General features: G+C 57.8%; 20 protein-coding genes. 8 read left to right on the top strand and 12 right to left on the bottom strand.

Annotation, left to right across the window (positions count from 1 at the left end):
- From ubiH to B3M52_RS13765, 3 genes are read left to right on the top strand one after another with little or no spacing between them, the layout of a single operon-like run.
- Nucleotides 1–1,281 carry a 2-octaprenyl-6-methoxyphenyl hydroxylase gene (ubiH, locus tag B3M52_RS13775; RefSeq protein ID WP_286749715.1) on the top strand — a complete coding sequence of 427 codons (1,281 nt, stop codon included), beginning with the start codon at nt 1–3 and terminating at the stop codon, nt 1,279–1,281.
- The gene (locus tag B3M52_RS13770) at nt 1,274–2,497 is read left to right on the top strand and encodes a UbiH/UbiF/VisC/COQ6 family ubiquinone biosynthesis hydroxylase (RefSeq protein WP_286749714.1); all 1,224 of its coding nucleotides are present in this window, start codon (nt 1,274–1,276) and stop codon (nt 2,495–2,497) included. Before ubiH ends, B3M52_RS13770 begins: the two co-directional genes overlap by 8 nt.
- Nucleotides 2,498–2,549: 52 nt before the next feature.
- The gene (locus B3M52_RS13765; RefSeq protein WP_286749713.1) at nt 2,550–3,464 is read left to right on the top strand and encodes a DUF808 domain-containing protein; all 915 of its coding nucleotides are present in this window, start codon (nt 2,550–2,552) and stop codon (nt 3,462–3,464) included.
- A 1-nt stretch (nt 3,465) separates the two neighbouring features.
- On the opposite strand, the gene B3M52_RS13760 is transcribed toward B3M52_RS13765, so the two are convergent.
- From B3M52_RS13760 to ubiE, 9 genes are all read right to left on the bottom strand, one after another.
- Nucleotides 3,466–4,185, bottom strand: a complete 720-nt coding sequence (locus B3M52_RS13760) for a 16S rRNA (uracil(1498)-N(3))-methyltransferase (protein ID WP_286749712.1) — start codon at nt 4,183–4,185, stop codon at nt 3,466–3,468.
- Nucleotides 4,182–4,976: a twin-arginine translocase subunit TatC gene (tatC, locus tag B3M52_RS13755; RefSeq protein ID WP_036210493.1), complete on the bottom strand. Its 795-nt coding sequence runs from the start codon at nt 4,974–4,976 to the stop codon at nt 4,182–4,184. Before tatC ends, B3M52_RS13760 begins: the two co-directional genes overlap by 4 nt.
- Nucleotides 4,973–5,488: a Sec-independent protein translocase protein TatB gene (tatB, locus tag B3M52_RS13750; RefSeq protein ID WP_286749711.1), complete on the bottom strand. Its 516-nt coding sequence runs from the start codon at nt 5,486–5,488 to the stop codon at nt 4,973–4,975. The genes tatC and tatB overlap by 4 nt, the downstream gene beginning before the upstream one ends.
- A gap of 10 nt (nt 5,489–5,498) precedes the next feature.
- Nucleotides 5,499–5,735 (bottom strand): twin-arginine translocase TatA/TatE family subunit, encoded by a 237-nt coding sequence (gene tatA, locus B3M52_RS13745; protein ID WP_286749710.1) that lies wholly within the window; start codon nt 5,733–5,735, stop codon nt 5,499–5,501.
- A gap of 88 nt (nt 5,736–5,823) precedes the next feature.
- A complete protein-coding gene (locus B3M52_RS13740; RefSeq protein ID WP_036210485.1) occupies nt 5,824–6,153 on the bottom strand; it encodes a phosphoribosyl-ATP diphosphatase in 330 nt (109 codons plus the stop codon).
- Complete coding sequence (gene hisI, locus B3M52_RS13735; RefSeq protein WP_286749709.1) at nt 6,146–6,583, bottom strand: phosphoribosyl-AMP cyclohydrolase; 438 nt, start codon at nt 6,581–6,583, stop codon at nt 6,146–6,148. The genes B3M52_RS13740 and hisI overlap by 8 nt, the downstream gene beginning before the upstream one ends.
- Before the next feature lie 14 nt (nt 6,584–6,597).
- Entirely contained in the window at nt 6,598–8,247 is a 1,650-nt protein-coding gene (gene ubiB / locus B3M52_RS13730; RefSeq protein ID WP_286749708.1) for a ubiquinone biosynthesis regulatory protein kinase UbiB, read from the bottom strand.
- On the bottom strand, nt 8,244–8,882 hold the full coding sequence (locus tag B3M52_RS13725; RefSeq protein ID WP_286749707.1) for a ubiquinone biosynthesis accessory factor UbiJ: 639 nt from the start codon (nt 8,880–8,882) through the stop codon (nt 8,244–8,246). The genes ubiB and B3M52_RS13725 overlap by 4 nt, the downstream gene beginning before the upstream one ends.
- Complete coding sequence (gene ubiE / locus B3M52_RS13720; RefSeq protein ID WP_286749851.1) at nt 8,882–9,673, bottom strand: bifunctional demethylmenaquinone methyltransferase/2-methoxy-6-polyprenyl-1,4-benzoquinol methylase UbiE; 792 nt, start codon at nt 9,671–9,673, stop codon at nt 8,882–8,884. Before ubiE ends, B3M52_RS13725 begins: the two co-directional genes overlap by 1 nt.
- 138 nt (nt 9,674–9,811) lie before the next feature.
- Between ubiE and B3M52_RS13715 the strand changes: the two genes are divergently transcribed.
- Nucleotides 9,812–10,090 (top strand): polyhydroxyalkanoic acid system family protein, encoded by a 279-nt coding sequence (locus B3M52_RS13715; protein WP_286749706.1) that lies wholly within the window; start codon nt 9,812–9,814, stop codon nt 10,088–10,090.
- Nucleotides 10,091–10,105: 15 nt separating this feature from the next.
- On the opposite strand, the gene B3M52_RS13710 is transcribed toward B3M52_RS13715, so the two are convergent.
- Together B3M52_RS13710 and B3M52_RS13705 are read right to left on the bottom strand one after the other, a co-directional pair.
- On the bottom strand, nt 10,106–10,855 hold the full coding sequence (locus tag B3M52_RS13710) for an FFLEELY motif protein (protein WP_286749705.1): 750 nt from the start codon (nt 10,853–10,855) through the stop codon (nt 10,106–10,108).
- Nucleotides 10,856–10,928: 73 nt separating this feature from the next.
- A complete protein-coding gene (locus B3M52_RS13705) occupies nt 10,929–11,852 on the bottom strand; it encodes an alpha/beta hydrolase (protein WP_286749704.1) in 924 nt (307 codons plus the stop codon).
- Nucleotides 11,853–12,194: 342 nt separating this feature from the next.
- Between B3M52_RS13705 and B3M52_RS13700 the strand changes: the two genes are divergently transcribed.
- The 4 genes from B3M52_RS13700 (at nt 12,195) to B3M52_RS13685 (ending at nt 18,578) form a co-directional block, all read left to right on the top strand.
- The gene (locus tag B3M52_RS13700) at nt 12,195–13,589 is read left to right on the top strand and encodes a WS/DGAT domain-containing protein (RefSeq protein WP_286749703.1); all 1,395 of its coding nucleotides are present in this window, start codon (nt 12,195–12,197) and stop codon (nt 13,587–13,589) included.
- Nucleotides 13,590–13,770: 181 nt separating this feature from the next.
- The gene (locus B3M52_RS13695; protein WP_286749702.1) at nt 13,771–14,940 is read left to right on the top strand and encodes a porin; all 1,170 of its coding nucleotides are present in this window, start codon (nt 13,771–13,773) and stop codon (nt 14,938–14,940) included.
- 232 nt (nt 14,941–15,172) lie between these two features.
- Complete coding sequence (gene nosP, locus B3M52_RS13690) at nt 15,173–16,342, top strand: nitric oxide-sensing protein NosP (RefSeq protein ID WP_414673598.1); 1,170 nt, start codon at nt 15,173–15,175, stop codon at nt 16,340–16,342.
- On the top strand, nt 16,308–18,578 hold the full coding sequence (locus B3M52_RS13685) for a hybrid sensor histidine kinase/response regulator (protein ID WP_286749701.1): 2,271 nt from the start codon (nt 16,308–16,310) through the stop codon (nt 18,576–18,578). The genes nosP and B3M52_RS13685 overlap by 35 nt, the downstream gene beginning before the upstream one ends.
- A 1-nt stretch (nt 18,579) precedes the next feature.
- Here the strand turns inward: B3M52_RS13685 and B3M52_RS13680 are convergent, their stop codons facing one another.
- Complete coding sequence (locus B3M52_RS13680; RefSeq protein WP_286749847.1) at nt 18,580–19,257, bottom strand: response regulator transcription factor; 678 nt, start codon at nt 19,255–19,257, stop codon at nt 18,580–18,582.
- Nucleotides 19,258–19,439 lie beyond the last annotated feature (182 nt).

Below are 19,439 nucleotides of genomic sequence, written 5' to 3'. Positions count from 1 at the left end.
GTGAACCAGCACGATACCGATATCATCATCGCCGGTGGTGGGCTGGCAGGAGCCACCCTGGCATTGGCGCTGGCGAAAACCTTGCCGCAATTGCGGGTGACCGTGGTAGAGGCGTTTCCGTTGTCTCCGGACGCCCTGCCTGACAGTTACCAGCCCAGCTACGATGCCCGCTCCACAGCGCTGGCCTGGGGCTCAAGGTTGATCTTTGAAGAACTGGGCCTGTGGCAACGGCTTTCCGAGCATGCCACGCCCATTCGCCATATTCATGTATCGGATCGTGGGCATTTCGGGGCCACGCGCCTGAACGCCGCCGAGCACCAACAGGAGGCTCTGGGCTATGTCGCGGACAACCGCTGGATGGGGCTGTGCCTGATGCGGGAACTGCTGCAGGCGCATGTGGTCTGGGAAGCACCGGCGGAAGTGACAGCCATGCAGCCGCTATCGGAGGGTGTTCGCGTTACCCTGGGCACCGACACGGGAAATCGGGAACTGACTGCGCAGTGCCTGGTAGTGGCTGACGGCGGCCGTTCCGGCCTGCGTGAAACACTGGGCTTCCGGGTCAATGAACAGGCGTACGATCAGCATGCCCTGATCGCCAATGTCTCCACCTCCCATAGTCATGAGTTTACCGCGTTTGAACGTTTCACCGATGCTGGCCCCATGGCGTTGTTGCCTCACGGCTCGCCAGCGCGCGCCGGCACAAACGCTGCCCTGGTATGGACGTTGAGTAGTGAGGCTCTTGATGAACTGCTGTCATTGGGCGATGACGACAAGTGCCAGCGACTGCAGCATCGTTTTGGCTGGCGCCTGGGGCGTTTCACCCGAATCGGGGAATGCAGCCACTACCCGCTGACCCTGAAAACCGTGGATGAGGCAGTTCGCCCCGGTGTGGTATTGGTAGGCAATGCGGCGCACACGCTTCATCCGGTTGCCGGTCAGGGCTTCAACCTTGCTTTGAGGGGGCTGATGGCGCTGGTGGAGCAGTTCTGTGTGGCTGTCGAGCAGCAGCAACCCCTGGGCAGCCTGGGCGTGCTTAACGCCTATCAGGCACGTCATCGTCGGGACTGGCAACAAACCGTACGGTTTTCCGACTCACTGATCCAGCTTTTCGGTAATCATCTACCCTTGGTGGCCACCGCCCGCGACGCCGGCCTGATGGGGCTGGATCTGCTACCCGGCGCCAAGCGCTGGTTTGCTCGTCAGGCCATGGGGCTGGGTGGGCGCCGGGCCGAGCTTCGTGCTACTGACAACGCTTTCTCGGAACGCAATGACCATGAGTGAGCAACCGCAATTCGATATCCTGGTGGTTGGCGGCGGCATGGTGGGCTCGGCCCTTGCGCTGGGTTTGTCTCGGCAGGGCTGGAACGTAGGGCTGGTGGAAGGTGCCGACCGAAAGGCCTTGATGCAGGACCCCGAAGAAGCGCTATCTGCGGAAGATTTCGATCCCCGCGTGAGCGCCATTTCGGTCGCCAGCCAGCGGCTGCTGGAACAATTGGGGGTATGGCCGGACATAACCGCTGGTCGCCACTGTCCCTACCAGACGATGACGGTGTGGGACGGCGATGGCACCGGCCGCATCCAGTTCGAAGCGGCAGAGCTCCGCGCCCCGGCGCTGGGTACGATCATTGAGAACCGCCGAATTGTACGGGCACTGTTTGATGCCCTGGCTGACAGCGCTGTGACCCTGATTGACGGGGTCAGGGTGAGTGGCTGGTGGCAGGACGGGCACACGCGAGGCATCCGCCTGGAAGACGGCCAGACCTTCGGCGCCAGGCTTGTAGTGGCGGCGGACGGTGCCCACTCCCGATTGCGCCAGTGGGTGGGGCTACCGACCCGCGAGTGGGATTACGGCCAGCAGGCCATCGTATGCACCGTTCGAACGGCCCAGAGCCACCGCTATACGGCCTGGCAACGGTTCTCGCCCACAGGACCTCTGGCTTTCCTGCCATTGTTGTCAGAGTCCGGCGATGAGCATTTTTGTTCTATTGTATGGTCACAGGATACCGAAGAGGCTCGGCGTTTGATGGGGCTGGATGACCACGCCTTCAAAGCGGAGCTGGAACGGGCGATAGAGCGTGAACTGGGCGCAGTGGATCGGGTCTCGCGTCGCTACGCGTTTCCTTTGCGTCAACGCCATGCCAAGGAATACATCGCCCCTGGCTTTGCGCTGGTGGGCGATGCCGCCCATACCATTCATCCCCTGGCCGGTCAGGGGGCGAACCTGGGTTATGGGGATGTTCGTGCGTTGCTGGATGAACTTGCCAGTGCCCGGAGCAAAGGCATTGATCCAGACAACGAGCTTGTTCTGGCTCGCTACCAGCGCCGTCGCAAGGGTGAGAACCTCGCGATGATGGCGGCCATGGAAGGTTTCAAGCAACTGTTTGGCCGTGATGAGTTGACCCTGCGTTGGCTCCGCAACACCGGCATGCGCTGGCTGAACCAGCTTGGGCCGATCAAGAATCGTATTGCCGCCGAGGCCATGGGGCTGGATGCCTGAGTATGGTTTGCAGGGCGCACCATAAACATCGTTGAACCAAAAGGAATTCGTTATGGCTGCCAGCAGTCTCCTCGTATTGATTGATGACATCGCCACGGTTCTGGACGATGTGGCGTTGATGACCAAGGCGGCCACCAAGAAAACCGCCGGCGTGCTGGGGGATGACCTCGCGCTCAATGCCCAGCAGGTAACCGGTGTGAAACCCGCGAGGGAGCTGCCGGTGGTCTGGGCGGTGGCGAAGGGCTCGATGCTCAACAAGGCCATCCTGGTTCCGGGGGCTCTCGCCATCAGCTTCTTCGTGCCCTGGTTGGTGATTCCCCTGCTGATGCTGGGTGGCGCCTTTCTCTGCTTTGAGGGGTTTGAAAAAATCGCTCACCGGTTCCTTCACAAGCAGGAAGATGAACAGCACAAGGAAGAACTTCGCAACGCCCTGAAAAATCCCGACGCCGATCTGAAAGCGGTTGAGCAAGACAAGATCAAAGGGGCGATCCGCACAGACTTTATCCTGTCGGCCGAAATCATAGCGATCACCCTGGGAACGGTCAGTAGTCAGGGCATCGGAATGCAGTTCATGGTGCTGACGGTCGTCGCCATAATGATCACCATCGGTGTCTATGGCCTGGTGGCCGGCATTGTGAAACTGGACGATGGCGGTTTGTACCTCAGCCAGAAAGAAAGCCCATTCGCCAAGCGGGTTGGGGAAGGCATCCTCTGGTTTGCTCCCTGGATGATGAAAGCCTTGTCAGTGCTGGGCACCATCGCCATGTTCCTGGTGGGTGGTGGCATTCTCACCCATGGACTACCACCGGTGTATGAGGCCATTCATCACTTTGTCGAAGGTTTTGGTGGTTTCGCTCAGGCCGTTATTCCGGTGCTTGCGGACGGTGTTTTCGGCGTTGTAGCGGGCGCGCTACTGGTAGCGGTGATCACACCACTGACAAAACTCTGGAAGGCGCGTTCGGCCTGAGCTAACCGCAGGCGTCGAACAGGCGGCTGACCAGCACAGGTACGGCGGTCTCCACCCGGAGTATACGGCTGCCAAGGTGCACCGCCTCGCAGCCCGCCTCGATCAGCTTGTCGACTTCATACGGTATGAACCCGCCTTCCGGGCCAACGCACAGGGTGGCGGGTTCGTTGATGTGTGCTGGGCAGGGCGTGCTGGTACCGGGATGGGCCACCAGAGCCCGGGTATTGTTTAGCAGGGCCGGCAGCTCGTCTTCCACAAACGGCTTGAACAGCTTGCGGACGTGCAGCCGCGGCAGGTGGGTGTCCCGCGCCTGCTCCAGGCCGAGTACCATGTTTTCCCGCAGATTGTCGTCCGACAGCCACGGCGTTTGCCAGAAGCTTTTCTCCACCTTGTAGGCATTGATCAGCCAGATATCCTTGACGCCAAGGGTTGCGCAGGTCTGCAGTACACGGCGGAACATCTTTGGCCGTGGCATGGCCAGGACCAAGGTCAAGGGCAGGGGGGCTGGCGGCGGTGCGGTTAATTCCACCTGAAGTACGGCCTCGGTATCGGTAAGCCTGAGCACGCGGCCTGTGCCAATATCGCCGTCGACAAGGCCCACGGGTACCAGATCGCCTTCCGCGACCTTCAACACTGCATGCAGGTGTGCCAGCCGGCGGCCCTTGAGGACGGCTGTGTCCGTTGCCACGAAATCATCCTGGAACAGCAGTGCCAGGTTCATTCGTTGGAGGCGTCCGTTGCATCAGGGGCTTCCACCTCGCGCCTGGCGAGCCGACCAAACAGAATGCCGAGTTCAAACAACAACCACATGGGCACCGCCAGCAGGGTCTGGGAGATGATGTCCGGTGGCGTCAACAACATGCCGATCACGAAGCAGCCCACCACAATGTACGGGCGCTTCGCAGCGAGGTCCTCGGGCGTGGTGGCGCCAGTGAGAATCAGCAGTATGGTGGCGATGGGAATTTCGAAGGCAACCCCGAAGGCGAAGAACATCTTCAGTACGAAATTGAGGTAGCTGCTGATATCCGGCAACTCCACAATGCCTTCCGGGCCGATGGCGGTGAAGAATCCGAACACCAGCGGGAACACCACGTAATAGGCAAATGCCGCCCCCAGATAGAACAGGACGACCGACGTAAACAGTAAGGGGAACGCCAGCTTCTTCTCATGGGCATACAGGCCTGGCGCGATAAAACTCCAGAGCTGGTAGAGGATCACCGGTATGGCCACGAACACAGCTAGCACCAGGGCCAGTTTCAATGGCGCGAAGAACGGTGAGGTGATGTCCGTTGCGATCATGGTCTGGCCGACTGGCAGCAGGTCTCGCAAGGGTTGCGATATCAGCAGGTAGAGTTCATTGGCAAACGGGTAGATGGCGGCAAAACAGATGATTACCGCCAACACCATTTTCAGCAGGCGGTTGCGCAGCTCCAGCAAATGCTCGATCAGTGGCATTTCCGGCTGTGCATCTTCGGGACGTTGGGCGTTTTTGCCGTCGGGCTGGGTGGTCATGAACGGTTATCCGGCGTGCTTTCCTGTTGTTTCAGGGTGCTATCGGCCGACTGGTCGTGCCTGCTGTCATCCTCTCGTGGAGGATCATCGGGGGCCAGAGAGGCATGTCCGGAACCGTTGGCCGAGGTTGGGTCCTCCTCCGGCTCCAGCATGGGTTCCGTTTCAGGCTCTGACTGTTCGGCAGTCCGCCGGGTTGCGGGCGCGGGCCGGTGTTTGGACTTCCCGTCGTCGGACAGAACCATGTGCTCGTACTTCTTGGCCTCGTCCAGGGCGCCGCGCACCGATTTCTGGACATCGTCCAGGCCGACGTCGCCGGCCTGGCGCAGTTCTTCGCGAAGCTCTTCCGCCTTCAGCTGACGGTCGAGTTCCGAGGAAAACTGGCTCACCATGCGGCGGGCACCCCCTATCCAGCGCCCGGCTGCCCGGGCCGCTGTAGGCAGCCGTTCGGGGCCAAGAACCAGTAGCGCAATGACGCCGCAGATCAGCAGCTCGACAAAGCCGATATCAAACATTCAGCCCGTCTCAGCTGTGGGACTTGTCCCGTGGCTTTTCTTCGGCGCGGGCTTCATGAGCCTTCACGTCGGACTCTTCTTCGATGGCGTCCGGGTCATCGTCCTTCTTGTCGTCGTCGTTCATGGATTTTTTGAACCCACGAATGGCACCGCCCAGATCCCCGCCGATATTACGGAGCTTTTTGGTTCCGAATAACAGAATAACAATGCCAAGTACGATTAGGAGTTGCCAGATACTGATGCCCATGCCGGGACCCTCGTCTTAAGGTTTCTGTTACGATTGATTGTACGCCACTTCGGGGGGCTTCCGGAAACCCTCTTCAGGGTTGCCCGGATCACTGATCCCGGGAGGCTTTTTCTTCAAGGCCAGACAGGTCAAATCGGCTGGCGAGTTCGTCAATGACGTCCTTGGGGCCAAGGCCAAGCCGGGACAGCATTACCATGCTGTGAAACCAGAGGTCGGCGGTTTCATAAACCACGTCCCGGGTTTCACCGGAGTGCTCCGCGTCCTTGGCGGCCAACAACGTCTCGGTGCACTCTTCCCCTACCTTTTCCAGAATCTTGTTGAGCCCCTTCTGGTGCAGGCTGGCGACATAGGAGGTTTCCGGATCGGCCTCCTTGCGGGCTTCCAACACCTGGGCCAGCTGCTCAAGAATGTCACTCATGGTTGCTACCTCCCTGTTTGTCACCGTAAATAGCGCCGGGATCCCGCAGAACCGGATCCACGCTCGCCCATTGCCCGCCTTCCAGTTTGCGATAGAAGCAGCTTCGTCGCCCGGTGTGGCAGGCGATACCGCCTTTCTGCTCAACCTTCAGAAGAATCACGTCTTCATCGCAGTCCAGCCGGATTTCCGAGATCACCTGTTGGTGCCCGGAGGTTTCCCCTTTGCGCCACAACTTGCCGCGGGAACGGGACCAATATACGGCCTGGCCTTCTTCAGCGGTCAACTGGAGCGACTCTGCGTTCATCCAGGCCATCATCAGGATGTCGCCGGTAGCGGCGTCCTGGGCAATGGCAGGTACCAGCCCATCCGCATTCCAGCGGATTTCCTCTAACCAGTCAGGCGCCCCGACTCTAGCGTTTGATTCTTGCATTTAGATGACTTCCGTCAGTTTTTCCGTTCACGGCCAACAACCAGCCAGGCCGCTACAGCCAGTAAGGCCCAGCCATGAACGGGCATGGTCTGTGCCAGGGTGGCAAGGTCATGGTCGAGGCTCAGCCAGGCCACCCCGGCCAGGGCCGCTGCGGCCAGTCCTCGTCGCCAGCGCCGGTCAGCACGGGCGCGGTTTTCACGAATTAGCTCCAGTGTAGCGCGGCTGGACTGGTCGTTGGAGCCCGAGTTGCGCAGTTGTACCAGTGCATCGTGGACCAGTTGTGGCATTTCCGGCGACTGTTCAAGCCAGGCGGGCAGATGCGATTGCAGGGACTTGATCAGGCCGGAGGGACCAATGCGCTTGCGCATCCAGGTCTCCAGGAAGGGCTGCGCAGTGCTCCACAGGTCCAGATCCGGATACAACTGCCGCCCGAGGCCTTCCACATTCAGCAGGGTTTTCTGCAGCAGCACCAGCTGTGGCTGCACCTCCATGTTGAACCGCCGTGCGGTCTGGAACAGTCGTAACAGGAAGTGGCCAAAGGAAATATCCTTCAGCGGTTTCTCAAAAATAGGCTCGCAGACGGTGCGTATGGCCGCCTCGAATTCATTGACCCGGGTATCCGGGGGTACCCAGCCGGACTGGATATGCAGTTCCGCCACCTGGCGGTAGTCACGGCGGAAAAATGCCAGCAGGTTGCGGGCCAGGTAGCTCTGGTCATCCGGAGCCAGGGTACCGACAATGCCGAAATCAATGGCAATGTATTTCGGGTCCGCGGGGTTGCTGACGTCCACGAAGATATTGCCGGGGTGCATGTCGGCGTGGAAGAAGCTGTCACGGAAAACCTGGGTGAAGAAGATTTCGACGCCTTTTTCCGCCAGCACCTTCAGGTCCACACCGGCTTCTTTCAGCGCTGGTATATCCGCTATGGGGATGCCGTGGATGCGCTCCATCACCAGCACCGATTTGCGGGTGTAATCCCAGTCGATGGAGGGAATGTAAATCAGCGACGAATTCTCGAAATTGCGGCGGAGCTGGCTGGCATTGGCGGCTTCGCGTTGCTGATCCAGTTCATCGTGAATGGTGGAGTCGTAATCCGCCACCACTTCCACCGGGTGCAGGCGGCGACCTTCAGACCAGTAGCGTTCCAGCAGGCCAGCCATCATGTACAACAGTGCCAGGTCCTGGCGGATGACCCGTTCGATGCCGGGGCGGATGACTTTTACCACTACCTCCCGGCCATCCCGCAGTGTGGCGGCATGAACCTGAGCCACCGAGGCGGAGGCCATCGGCTCTTTGGAAAACTGCGCAAACAGTTCCTCCACCGGAGCACCAAGAGATTTCTCGATAATGCCCTGGGCCACCTCACCGGGGAAAGGCGGTACCCGGTCCTGCAGGTTCTTGAGGGACAGCGCCATGTCGTCGGGCAGAAGGTCCCGGCGGGTGGAGAGAATCTGGCCGAACTTGACGAACACCGGCCCCAGTTCCTCGAAGGCCAGGCGCAACCGGTCGCCACGGTCGAGTTTCGGTTGCGGGAACAGATGCCAGGGCGCCAGCAGGAAAAACAGTTTCAGCGGGAGAGGCAGTTCCGCCAGCGGTAGAAAGATATCCAGCCGGTAACGGCAGAATACCCAGGCAATGCGGAAAAGGCGTTGCAGGCGCGTCACGGCGACTCCGGTTGGTCTTGTCTGTTGGGGGTTTCCAGCCGCTCCACTCTGGCTTCCAGGCGTTCGGTCTGCAAGGCCAACCGATCAATATCCGTGAAGGTGGCTTCCAGCTCCCGGCGACCCGGCAGGCTCCGGCTTTCCTCGTGGATATACTCTTCGATATTGGCATTCAGGGATCTGGCAGCCTGCCGGCTCCAATCGACAGCACCGCGGATACGCTGGCCGATGAAGTGGGCCGGTACATCGCCAACATGGGCCGCCATGGCCGCTTCCCAGTCCGGGTTGAGCTGATCCATGGCGCGCTGGAACTGATGCGCGAGGGCGGTATCGCCGGTAACCCGGATGCGCCCTTCGCTGAACACTCTGTCATCACCGATAGCCAGGGCGGCAAAGGCCATGGGTTGGCCGGAAAGCACCAGTGCAGGTGTTTCCGGGGGGTGGCTGGCAACCCGCAGGCGGTCTCCGGCCGGGTGTAACACCAGCGTGAGCCCCACCGTGTCCAGTGAAAACTGCACCGGCCCTGTCAATGCCGACATCAGTGCCTGCTTTCCCGCCGGATCCAGCTCCAGTGCACGGTTGAGGGCGCTCTCGACAATGGCAGTCACCGCAGACAGCAGGGTGGGGCCGGGAAACATCAGGGCTTGATTCCCACGTGCAGGGCGACCACGCCGCCGGTCATGTTGTAGTACTTGCAGTTCACCAGCCCGGCGCTTTCCATCATGGATTTCAGAGTGTCCTGGTCCGGGTGCATGCGGATGGATTCGGCCAGATATTGATAGCTGCTGGAGTCGCCGGCGATCAACTGGCCCATCAACGGCAGGGCATTGAACGAGTAGGCGTCGTAGGCTTTGCTGAGCAAAGGATTCGTCGGTTTGGAAAACTCCAGAACCATCACCTTGCCGCCGGGTTTGAGGACACGGGCCATGTCCCGCAGTGCCTGGTCCTTGTCGGTGACATTGCGCAGGCCGAAGGCAATGCTGACGGCATTGAAGCTGTTGTCCGGAAATGGCAGGTGTTCGGCATCCGCCTGTACGTATTCGATGTTGCCGGCGTAGCCGCGGTCCATCAGCCGGCCCCGGCCAACCTGCAGCATCGAGGCGTTGATATCGGCGAGCACGACCTTGCCGGCGGGGCCGACCAGATCGGAAAACTTCATGGTCAGGTCGCCGGTGCCACCGGCAATGTCCAGCACCTGGTGGCCTTTGCGCACGCCGGAAAGCTCGATGGTAAAGCGCTTCCAGAGGCGGTGGATTCCCATGGACATGAGGTCGTTCATCAGGTCATATTTGCCGGCCACTGAATGGAACACTTCCGCCACCTGGCCCGCTTTCTGGCTTTTTTGCACATTGCGAAAGCCAAAGTGCGTGACGTCGTCTTTCTGCGCCTCCGGCCGGGGCTGGTTGGCAGACGGTTGTTGCTCGCTCATGACTTTTTCATGATCTTCGCTCATGGCTGGGTCCTGTCAGAATCTGAACCCCGTATTCTAACGCCTGCGGGGGTGGCTACAAGTTTAATGGCGCCTTACACTATAAAACGTTCCCTATTTTCCGGAGAAACCCGATCCATGTCCGTTATTGATGTCCACCGCGCCCATTCCCTTGATAAAAATCATGCTCGCAAAGCGGCGGAAACCCTGGCCGAGGATCTGTCGAAGCAGTTCGATGTGAATTATCAGTGGCAAGGGGATCATCTGAGCTTCAAGCGAAGCGGGGTGAAAGGGCACCTGAACATTACCGGGAGCGATCTCCATATCCATCTGGAACTGGGGATGCTGCTACGGCCGTTCAAATCCCGGATCGAGCAGGAGATCCATTCCCAGCTGGATCAGATTCTGAAAACCTGAGCCGGGTTGTCCGGTTCAAAGATCACCGGGCAGGTCAAACGGCTGCGGGCGGCGGTTCAGAATGTTGTCCATTACCTTTCTCTCCCGTGTCACCAGGCGGTCAATCAGCAGGTCCACATCATCCATTTTACGGAATGCGGAATAGCCCCGGTGCAGGAAGCTGTGCAGGTCGGTCAGGTCCGCCATTTCCGCCGGCGCCCGGCTCATGGACAGCAGCCAGCCGAGGGTGCGGTTGCGTACGTAGCGATCCAGCTGCTGCCCAACCTCCGCTACCAGGTAGATCTGCCTCTCGCGGTGCTCCATGCGCTGGCTACTGCGGAAGACCTCGCAATAGTCGTCCCGGCCAAGGGATGCAGGGGAGAGCCCCTGGTGGTGGCACAGTTCGGCCAGTTCCAGGTCCAGTTGCTGGGTAATCAGGTTGAGTTCCACCAGCCCGGCAAATGTGTCCAGCAGGTTGTCCGGCAGCCATTTCACCATTTTCGGGAAGACCCGGTCGATATTGTCGTCGCGACGGGTCATGCCGGCAGGGGCGTAAAGGTCAGTCAGCAGGAATTCCAGGCCGGTGTGGTACCCGGGGTGCCGGTAGAGATCCGCATGGGTGGCTTTCAGCCGTTCGGCCTGCCAGTCGGCGATCAGGAAGGTCTGTTCCAGTAGCGGGTGAGCGGCCTTGTGCTGGCGGAAATCATGATAGTCCAGCAACAGTTGCTGCAGGCGGCGAGCACTGTCGGAATGGGTGCTGGTGGCGACAAGGCGCTCACGATACATGGGAATCTGGCTCCACTATACCTGCAACAGAAGCGCGCCAGTTTAGCGGAGCTTGAGTGTTTGTGCAGCCCTGTTAACCCTGGGCTGCTGCCGGCAGGCTTTCAAAGCCGGGTACCCATTCCTTGCTGTCGAGGGTGATAAAGTGGCTGGGAGCCTCGGTTTCGATAATGCGCATGGTGGTCGGGCTCTGGCGCGCACTGGCCAACATGGCCTGGCGGTCGAGTATGCGATCCACCGCGGGGATCAGGAAGGTACCATAGCGAACCCTGCTGTAGACGCTGGCGTCAGTTCGCTCCATCCAGGCCATCAGGTTCTCGATATTGCGGACGATGGTCAGGTGGTCCTTGGTGGCGGAAAACAGCTTACCCAGCAACTGTTTCTTGCGCGGATTCATCTTGCCGAAGAAAGTCTGGCCGTAGGCGGAGGAGGGGGCGCTGTTGATCAGGCGGATCAGCCAGGGCCACATGCCGTGGCTCACCGGTTCCAGTACCGCCGTTACCAGGGCAGAGAGCCGGCCATTGGGCAGCACGGGGGCCTCCAGTACCACCTCGATGTTTTCGTACAGTTCCGGCCATTGCTGGATGGCTTCCAGAATCACCGCGCCGCCACGGGAATGGCCGTGTACACGGATATTTTCGGTGCTCGGCAGGTTTGCCAGTGCCTGGTTCAGAATACAGGCATCGTACTCGATGGTGCCTTCCAGGTGTTTGATGGGCACCTCCCAGTCCGGAGACTCGGGCGTGACGCCATTCACCGGGATGTGATAATTGCTGCAGGTGAGCAGGATCAATTCAGTGGTGGGTGCTTCGTAGGCCTGGGTAAAATAGCAGTGATTTTCCAGAAAGCCGTGAACACCGACGACAGTCTGCTCCGCCTTGCCACTGTGATTGCGGACGGAAACGGCACCGGTACCAACCCGGTAGACCCGCCCCGAAAACATTTCGGAGTAGGCGCTTTCGATCGGTTTGATCAGTTTGCGTACATGGCTCGCTTTCATAACTGCTCTCCTCCAGCACCCGGTGTTTGCCTTTTATTGGTCTTTATCGGTGCTGGTAATCCAGTTGTACCGCCTTATGTCGCTGCATATATTGGCACTGGTTACCATTTTTACGCCCGGTTACGGCCAATAGACTTTTGGCGAACAGGACGCAAAGGCACGTCTGGTGCCTCATAACCATTTCATTAATCCTTATTCCCAGTATAGAGGGGATAGGTTACCTCCGTGTAACTTTTTGTAAGCGCGTGAGGTGGGCCCTTATATGGAGCCATCCGGGCTTGTCTGGCACAATGCAGGGTCATCTTTCCATTTATTGCAGCATTTATCCGGGGACAGACAGGTTTGAGTCAAAAGGAATCGCATCTCCTGTTGCCTGTGGATTCAGCCTGGCTGGCCCTGGAGCGCCCGGAAAACCCCATGACCATCACGGTCATGCTCCGGGTGGAAGGGTTGACGGAAGCCCGGCTCCGGGAATTTCTGCGTATCTACTGGCTGGCCTGGGAGCGGTTCCGCTTTATGCCTGTACGCCGTGCCCCTGGCTGGTGGTGGGAAGAAGACCCGGTATTTTCGCTTAACCATCATCTTGAGGTGGTTCCCGGTGAATTGAGCCGGCAGGCATTACAGGACTGGGTTTCCGCCCGGCTGAACCAGACCTTGCCCACTTACCGCCCGCTCTGGAAATTCTGGCTGGTTCCCGATGCCGAGGGCGGCGCCGCACTGCTGTTGCGCATGCATCACTGTTATGCCGACGGGCTATCGCTGCTGGGCATATTCGAGCGCCTGTGCCCGTCTTCTCCCCAACAGGCCCCGGTGCTCTATGGTGAGAGGGAGGAGGCAGACTCCGGCCGCTGGTCACGGGCCGCCACCGCCTGGTTGCGTGAGCTGACGGCCAGCGGGCTACCGCAGACTGATGCCGCAGAGGGCGGGGATATTCCACGCAACGGCGGGTCATCTGGCCGCAATGCCCTGGAGCAGGCGGCCTGGAAAAGCCTGAGGCTGGTGAACGAACTCAGCCAGTTCCTGGTGGTGCCGGAAGACACTGACTCATCTCTGAAACGGTCGCTGCTGGGGCGGCGCCAGTGTCGCTGGTCACAGCCGCTGGCACTGGAGCGTTTTCGCCACATTGCAACGATAACCGGCGTAACCATCAACGATGTGCTGCTCAGTTGCGTGGCCTCGGCGGTTCGCAAGCGGCTTATGGCAGACGACACCGACGTCGACGAGGCAGTGCTCCATGCAGCGGTGCCCGTGGACATACGCAGTCATCTGCCGGAAGGTATAAAGCCCGACCCCGGGACCCTGGGTAATTACTTCGGGACTGTTTTTGTTCCCTTGCCGGTGGATGGCGAAAGCTCGCTGGAACGGCTTTTCCGCATCAAGCATGAAACCCGCAAACTCAAGAAAAGCTGGCAACCGGGCCTGTCCTGGGCATTGACCGGCAGTGCTTCGCTTATTCCGGAAGCCTGGCGTCAGCCAGTGGCGGACCTGTTCTACCGCAAGGGCAGTGCAGTGGTATCGAATGTGCCCGGTACGCGGGATGAGCGCTATCTGGCCGGTTGTCGAATACTGGAGCAGATGTTCTGGGTACCCCAGGCGGGTGATATCGGGCTCGGGGTAAGTATTGTCAGCTATGCTGGTCAGGTCCAGTTCGGTATTGTCGCCGATGAGGCCGTCATGGCTGACCCTGAAAGCTTCCTGGACGACTGTCTGCAAGAGCTCGAGCTCTTTCCCTCCTGACGGGTAGTAATCCCAAAGTCCTGTTTCCAGAGCCTCCTAAAAGATCAGAAAACCTGCCCCCTTGGCGCATTTTCCACTTCCCCCGCTTCGTCGACCATGGAATTCAGGCGAGAGAGTGCGCCTGAGACACGGGTAATCACCCGTTGCTCAACACCCAGATTCAATAAAAACCGGGGGAGTTATGAACAACAACAATTTGAGAAAGTCAGGGTTGGCAATTGCAATGGCTGCGGCCATGGGAGCAAGCGCCGGCGCCAATGCAGCGATTGAAGTGTACAACGAAGACGGTACCAGCTTTTCTACAGACGGTTATGTTAACGCTTTTTATGTGAATACGGATGTGGATAGGCCAGGAAATGATCTCGATCGTAGGCAATCTCGTGTGAAAATGGGCTTCTTTCCCAACTATCTCGGGTTTAATGTTGGCAGAGACATGGGTGATCTTCAGCTGGGCGCCCGTTCCTCTTTTTGGGTTAATATTAACGACACTGATACGTCAGGTACCTCAACCGGTCTCAATGTTCGGCAGCTATACGGAACCATTGGGAGCAGTTGGGGCGAAATTCTAATTGGTAGGGATTTTGGTCTATTCGCAAGATCGAATCTTTTCTTAGATGAAGTTCTGATGGGGCACGGCCACAGTAGCGACGTGCTGGGATTGGTTGATACTGCGGGTGTTTCCTTCGGGAACATAGGGAGTGGTTATCCCTATGCTTTTCCAACCTCACAAATTACCTATCGTTCACCGGACTTGGGGGGGCTGAAAGTCGCGGTAGGTATTATGGACCCGAATAAGATTGCTGAGAGTTCAAGTACCGAAGCACGATATGAGGAAATGCCGCGTATTGAGTCCGAAGTGACATACACCATGGATGTTAGTTCTGTAAATCTTACCGCTTGGATAAATGGACAGTACCAAAAATCTGAAACTAAGGTCGCTGGCGGTGAAGACGTGACCTCAAAGGGGGTTGGCTATGGTGTAAAGGTTTCCCTAGATGGTTTGTCGCTCACAGCATCTGGATTTACCGCTGAAGGTTTGAATCCTCTATTTACTAATAATTTCACCATCGGTGGTGCTCTGCCAGCTTTTGAAGAGCAAGATACTAAAGGGTTTTTGGTCCAAGGATCGTATTCCGTAGGAGTTAATCGCTTCGCTGTATCGTATGGGGAGGGAACGGACGATATCCTCGATATGAATCGCGAGACAATAACTTTGGCAGCATTTCATGATGTTAACGATTATCTCAAGTTAGTAACAGAATATACCCGCCACGAGAGTGCTGTCGAGTCTTCGGGTGCAGACTTGGAAGAGTCGGACACCTTTGCAGTCGGAGCAATTGTTACTTGGTAATAAACACGGAGACGTGACGGAAGGATGCCAATACCTAATTTGGTCTAAGACTAAAGTGTCGGTTTGCCTCCTCGGGGACCGACAGTAGACCAAATATTAATTCGGGGAGAAAGTCAATCAATGACTTATGATCATTTTGGCGAGCCCACTAACATGTACTGAAGTTGCATTGGCCGCGTTTCTGGATGCCGTAGAATTAGTGGAAAGTCGTTCGTTTTTGAGGTCCGCGTACATGAACCCAGTTACAACCCTGCCTGCCGTTCGGGTATCGAGCTCCAGTGTTCGCGATCCCATGCTGGCGGCAACTAATCTGGCCAGTCAGTTGAACCATGAGCACCTGGGTTGGGTGTTGTTCTTCTGTTCCGCGGAATACGATCTAGGCCGTCTCGGTATAGCCCTTGAACATGCTTTTCAGGGGGTGCGTGTGTACGGCTGTACCTCAGCTGGAGAGATTACGCCGGAGGGCTATGGCCGTGGATGCATTACTGCCATCGGCTTCGATCATCGTTACTTTTCCATTGATTGCGCTCTGATTCGCGAGCTCGATCGGTTTACCCTGCAGGATGCCCAGAGCGTCATTCATGGCCTGCTGTCCACATGCCGTGATGCCAAGCTTGCTCCGGTGAAGGGTAATACTTTTGCGATTACCTTGCTGGACGGTCTCTCCAGTCGTGAGGAGCTGGTGCTGGCGACGCTCAATGCAGCTCTGGGTTCCATCCCGCAGTTTGGCGGGTCAGCGGGTGATGATGAACGCCTGGCTAATACCCATGTATTCTACGATGGGCAGTTTCATACCGGTGCGGCGACGGTTCTGCTGGTCAATACACCTCTGGATTTCCGGGTGTTTTCCACGCACCACATGGTTGAAACCAGCGAGAAACTGGTCGTTACCGATGCCTGTGCTGAAAGCCGCACCGTTTACGAAATCAACGCCGAACCCGCGGCTGATGCCTACGCCCGCGCTGTTGGCGTGAATGTGGAGGCCCTGGACCGCAAGGTGTTCGCGCTGAGGCCCATGGGCGTGAAAATTGGCGGGGATTACTTCGTGCGTTCGGTTCAGCGAGTTAACCAAGATAAAAGCCTCACTTTCTACTGTGCCGTGGAAACCGGCATTGTGATTACCACCATGGAACCCGGAGGTCTGCTGGACAGTGTGCGAACTCAAATCGAAGCGTCTGAGCAGATGGTGGGGCCACCGTTGGTGACTATCGGATGTGACTGTTTCCTGCGTCGCTTGGAAGCTGAGCTGACAGGGGAAATTGAGGCGGTATCTGAATTCCTTCGCCATCACAAAGTGATCGGCTTTAACACGTACGGCGAGCAGTTTAATGGTATGCATATCAACCAGACCTTTACGGGGGTGGTCATTGGTCAGCCTGAAGCCCGTGCCCTGCAAGAGTGACACTCCCACTAAAGACAGGGATCGGCGCATTGCCGAACTTGAGGCGGAAAACGAGCGCCTGCGCCGTATCCGTGATGCCCTCATCGTTCGGGTGGAGTCTGGCTCCTCCCACAAGCCTGAACCCTATGCGGCGTTTGAGCATTCCGTGGTGCTGGCGGAACAGGTGCGGGAGCGTACGGAGACCCTCAATCAGACTATGGAGGAGCTTAAAGTCAGCAATAAGGCGTTGAGCCGTGCCCGTGTCGAAGCTGAAACCACCCGCCATCGTCTTAGCGATGCCATTGAAAGCATTGCTGATGGCTTTGCCCTTTTTGATCACCAGCACCGTCTGATTCAGAGCAACAGTCGATTTCGCAGTTATTGGGGAGATGCGGGTGTAGAAGTGCCGGAACCAGGTACCACCATTGCAGATGTGAAACGCCAGGCTGTCAGTTCGGGGCTGATCGTGGAAGAGCAGAGTCACCCGAATTCTGAGGGTGTTGTGTTTCTGCTGGCTAACGACCGTTGGGTACAGATGACAGAGAGATCCACCCGTGAGGGCGGATTGGTGGTGCTGTATTCTGATATCACCGACGTCAAGAACAGCGAGATGGCTCGCCGCATCAAGGCGCTGGAGGAAAGTGAGCGCTGGATACGGGTGGTGACAGACCATATACCTGCATTGATTGCCTATGTCGGAGCAGACCTAACAGTGCAATTCTGTAACAAGGTGTACGAATCCTGGTATGGGCGCAACGGCGAATCACCTCTTGGCAAACCCCTGGAGACAGTGCACTCTTCTGGCCTGTACCGGCGTCTGTTGCCACAGATACGACAAGCGCTCGCGGGGAGCAGTGTAACCTTCGAATTTGAGGAATGTGGCGAGCAGGGAGACGTCCGTTATATGCTACGTTCCTATGTGCCCAACATTAACGAGGCAGGAAGTGTCGCCGGCTTCTTTGTCTTGATCCGCGACATTACCGATCGTCGCAAAACCGCGCTGGCTTTGGAGCAGGCCTATAGTACCCTGGAACGGCGGGTGAAAGAACGTACCGCCGCTCTCACCGGCCTTAATAACCAGCTGCGTCAGGAGATCGCCGAGCGGTCGAGGGTAGAAGAGCGACTTCGAGATGCCAAGCTGGAGGCAGAGGGCGCCAACCTCTCCAAAACTAAGTTTCTGGCGGCGGTCAGCCACGATCTGTTACAACCCCTGAATGCGGCCCGCCTGTTTACGAGTGCCTTGTTGGAGCAATCGTTCGGGCCGAAGGCCGAGGGGCTGGTTCGTTCGGTGAGCACATCTCTGGATGATGTTGAAAACCTCTTGAGTACTCTGGTTGATATCTCCAAGCTTGATGCTGGCGTGATTAAGCCGGACGTTACCGCCTTTGATCTACGGGACCTTATCAACAACATTGCTCAGGAATTCCGACAGATGGCCATGGCCGAAGATCTGACCCTGGACTTTGTACCCTCCTCGGCCATTGTGGTATCCGATTCCCAGCTACTGGCTCGGATACTCCGCAACTTCCTGACCAATGCCATTCGCTACACCAGCACAGGGCGCATCATGCTGGGATGCCGCAGACAGGCCGGTCATGTTCTGCTGCAGGTGTGGGATACCGGGCCGGGTATTCCCGAAGATAAACTTACCGAGATTTTTCAGGAGTTTAAACGAATTCGCCCAGCCGGCTCCCAACTGGAAAAGGGGCTTGGCCTCGGGTTGGCTATCGTGGATAAGATATCTCGCATGCTTGGTCATGAAGTGTCGGTCGAGTCTACGGAAGGCAAGGGTTCGGTATTCAGCGTCAGGGTGCCCCTGGGCCGATTGAAGGCCAGACAATCGGCAGCAGATCAGAACCGGACAGTATCTTTCGATAGTGGTCTCGGCTGTGCACGGATCTGGGTGATCGATAATGACTGGTCCATTTGTCAGGGCATGAAAACTCTGCTTGAAGGCTGGGGGTGCAGAGTCGTCATCGCGGTATCCCTTAAGGATCTAGAACGCCAACTGGACCCGGCGGAGAGTCCGGTGGACCTGATCCTGGCAGACTACCACCTGGACAACGACGAGAACGGCGTGGATGTGGTGGCCAACATTAACGGTCGTCGGCATTGCCCCGCGCCGGTGGTGATGATTACCGCCAATTACAGCAATGAGCTGAAACAGCATATCCGGGAGTTGGGGCATGTGTTGATGAACAAGCCGGTTAAGCCGCTGAAGTTGCGGAGTGCTTTGAATCACCTGCTGAGGGCGTGACCTACCGCTTCAGATACTGACTGAAATCCACATCACTCGCCGAAAGAATCGCCTGCACCCGGTTATGAACCCCAAGCTTACGCAGTATCGCCGACACATGGGCCTTCACCGTGGTTTCGGCGATATTCAGGTTATAGGCAATCTGCTTGTTGGACTCACCCTTGGACATGCGCTCCAGCACCAGCAGCTGGCGCCGGGTGAGGGAGTTCAGCAGTTCCGGTGAAATCGGGTTCTCTTCGTGACGGCTGCGGCGGCTGGTGTTCTCCTTGCCGGTACGGATGATGTCCGATGGCAGGTAGACGTTACCATTGAGTATCTGCTGTATGGCTTCGGTCATCTGGGCCCGGGGCGAGGATTTGGTAATGAACCCGCAGGCGCCGTAGGTGATGGCCTGGAGCACAACCTGCTTGTCTTCCTCTGCTGACACAATCACCACCGGGATGGTGGGTGCTTCGTTCCGCAGGGAAATAAGCCCGTTCAGGCCGTGCATGCCGGGCATGTTCAGGTCCAGCAGAATAAGGTCCAGGTCATCGTTTGCGCGGGTGATCTCCAGCGCACTATCAAGGTCTGCGGTTTCAATAATCTCGCTACCGCTGAATCCTGATGAAATCACGCTGCTGATGGCTTCACGGAACAGAGGGTGGTCGTCGGCGATCAGAATCTTGTATGCCGGCTCCATGGATGGTTCCACCTGTTTGTTTTCATTATGTGTGGTTGTTTCCGATGCATGATAACGCTTTTCGGAAGAGAGTGCGGCATGGTGCTCATAAAGCATGGCGGCCTCCTGTGCAGTAGAGTCTCCGGAATCGGATAGACCCTTTGGTTATTATTATGATGATCTCATTACACGCTATCTGCGCC

The sequence above is a fragment of the Marinobacter sp. UBA2688 genome, assembly GCF_002352785.1.
Lineage (GTDB): Bacteria > Pseudomonadota > Gammaproteobacteria > Pseudomonadales > Oleiphilaceae > Marinobacter > Marinobacter salarius.
Note: the sequence above shows the minus strand (reverse complement) of the source record. Positions and strands in the feature narration are given on the sequence as shown.

Bases quoted from the DNA above. Each gene is read 5' to 3' on its own strand.
- tatB (WP_286749711.1), bottom strand. From the start codon at position 5,488: ATGTTTGATATCGGCTTTGTCGAGCTGCTGATCTGCGGCGTCATTGCG.
- ubiE (WP_286749851.1), bottom strand. From the start codon at position 9,673: ATGAGCGAGCAACAACCGTCTGCCAACCAGCCCCGGCCGGAGGCGCAG.
- B3M52_RS13695 (WP_286749702.1), top strand. From the start codon at position 13,771: ATGAACAACAACAATTTGAGAAAGTCAGGGTTGGCAATTGCAATGGCT.
- nosP (WP_414673598.1), top strand. From the start codon at position 15,173: ATGAACCCAGTTACAACCCTGCCTGCCGTTCGGGTATCGAGCTCCAGT.
- B3M52_RS13770 (WP_286749714.1), top strand. From the start codon at position 1,274: ATGAGTGAGCAACCGCAATTCGATATCCTGGTGGTTGGCGGCGGCATG.
- B3M52_RS13680 (WP_286749847.1), bottom strand. From the start codon at position 19,257: ATGGAGCCGGCATACAAGATTCTGATCGCCGACGACCACCCTCTGTTC.
- B3M52_RS13740 (WP_036210485.1), bottom strand. From the start codon at position 6,153: ATGAGTGACATTCTTGAGCAGCTGGCCCAGGTGTTGGAAGCCCGCAAG.
- B3M52_RS13760 (WP_286749712.1), bottom strand. From the start codon at position 4,185: ATGAACCTGGCACTGCTGTTCCAGGATGATTTCGTGGCAACGGACACA.
- B3M52_RS13710 (WP_286749705.1), bottom strand. From the start codon at position 10,855: ATGTATCGTGAGCGCCTTGTCGCCACCAGCACCCATTCCGACAGTGCT.
- tatC (WP_036210493.1), bottom strand. From the start codon at position 4,976: ATGACCACCCAGCCCGACGGCAAAAACGCCCAACGTCCCGAAGATGCA.
- hisI (WP_286749709.1), bottom strand. From the start codon at position 6,583: ATGCAAGAATCAAACGCTAGAGTCGGGGCGCCTGACTGGTTAGAGGAA.
- tatA (WP_286749710.1), bottom strand. From the start codon at position 5,735: ATGGGCATCAGTATCTGGCAACTCCTAATCGTACTTGGCATTGTTATT.
- B3M52_RS13715 (WP_286749706.1), top strand. From the start codon at position 9,812: ATGTCCGTTATTGATGTCCACCGCGCCCATTCCCTTGATAAAAATCAT.
- B3M52_RS13705 (WP_286749704.1), bottom strand. From the start codon at position 11,852: ATGAAAGCGAGCCATGTACGCAAACTGATCAAACCGATCGAAAGCGCC.
- B3M52_RS13765 (WP_286749713.1), top strand. From the start codon at position 2,550: ATGGCTGCCAGCAGTCTCCTCGTATTGATTGATGACATCGCCACGGTT.
- B3M52_RS13725 (WP_286749707.1), bottom strand. From the start codon at position 8,882: ATGTTTCCCGGCCCCACCCTGCTGTCTGCGGTGACTGCCATTGTCGAG.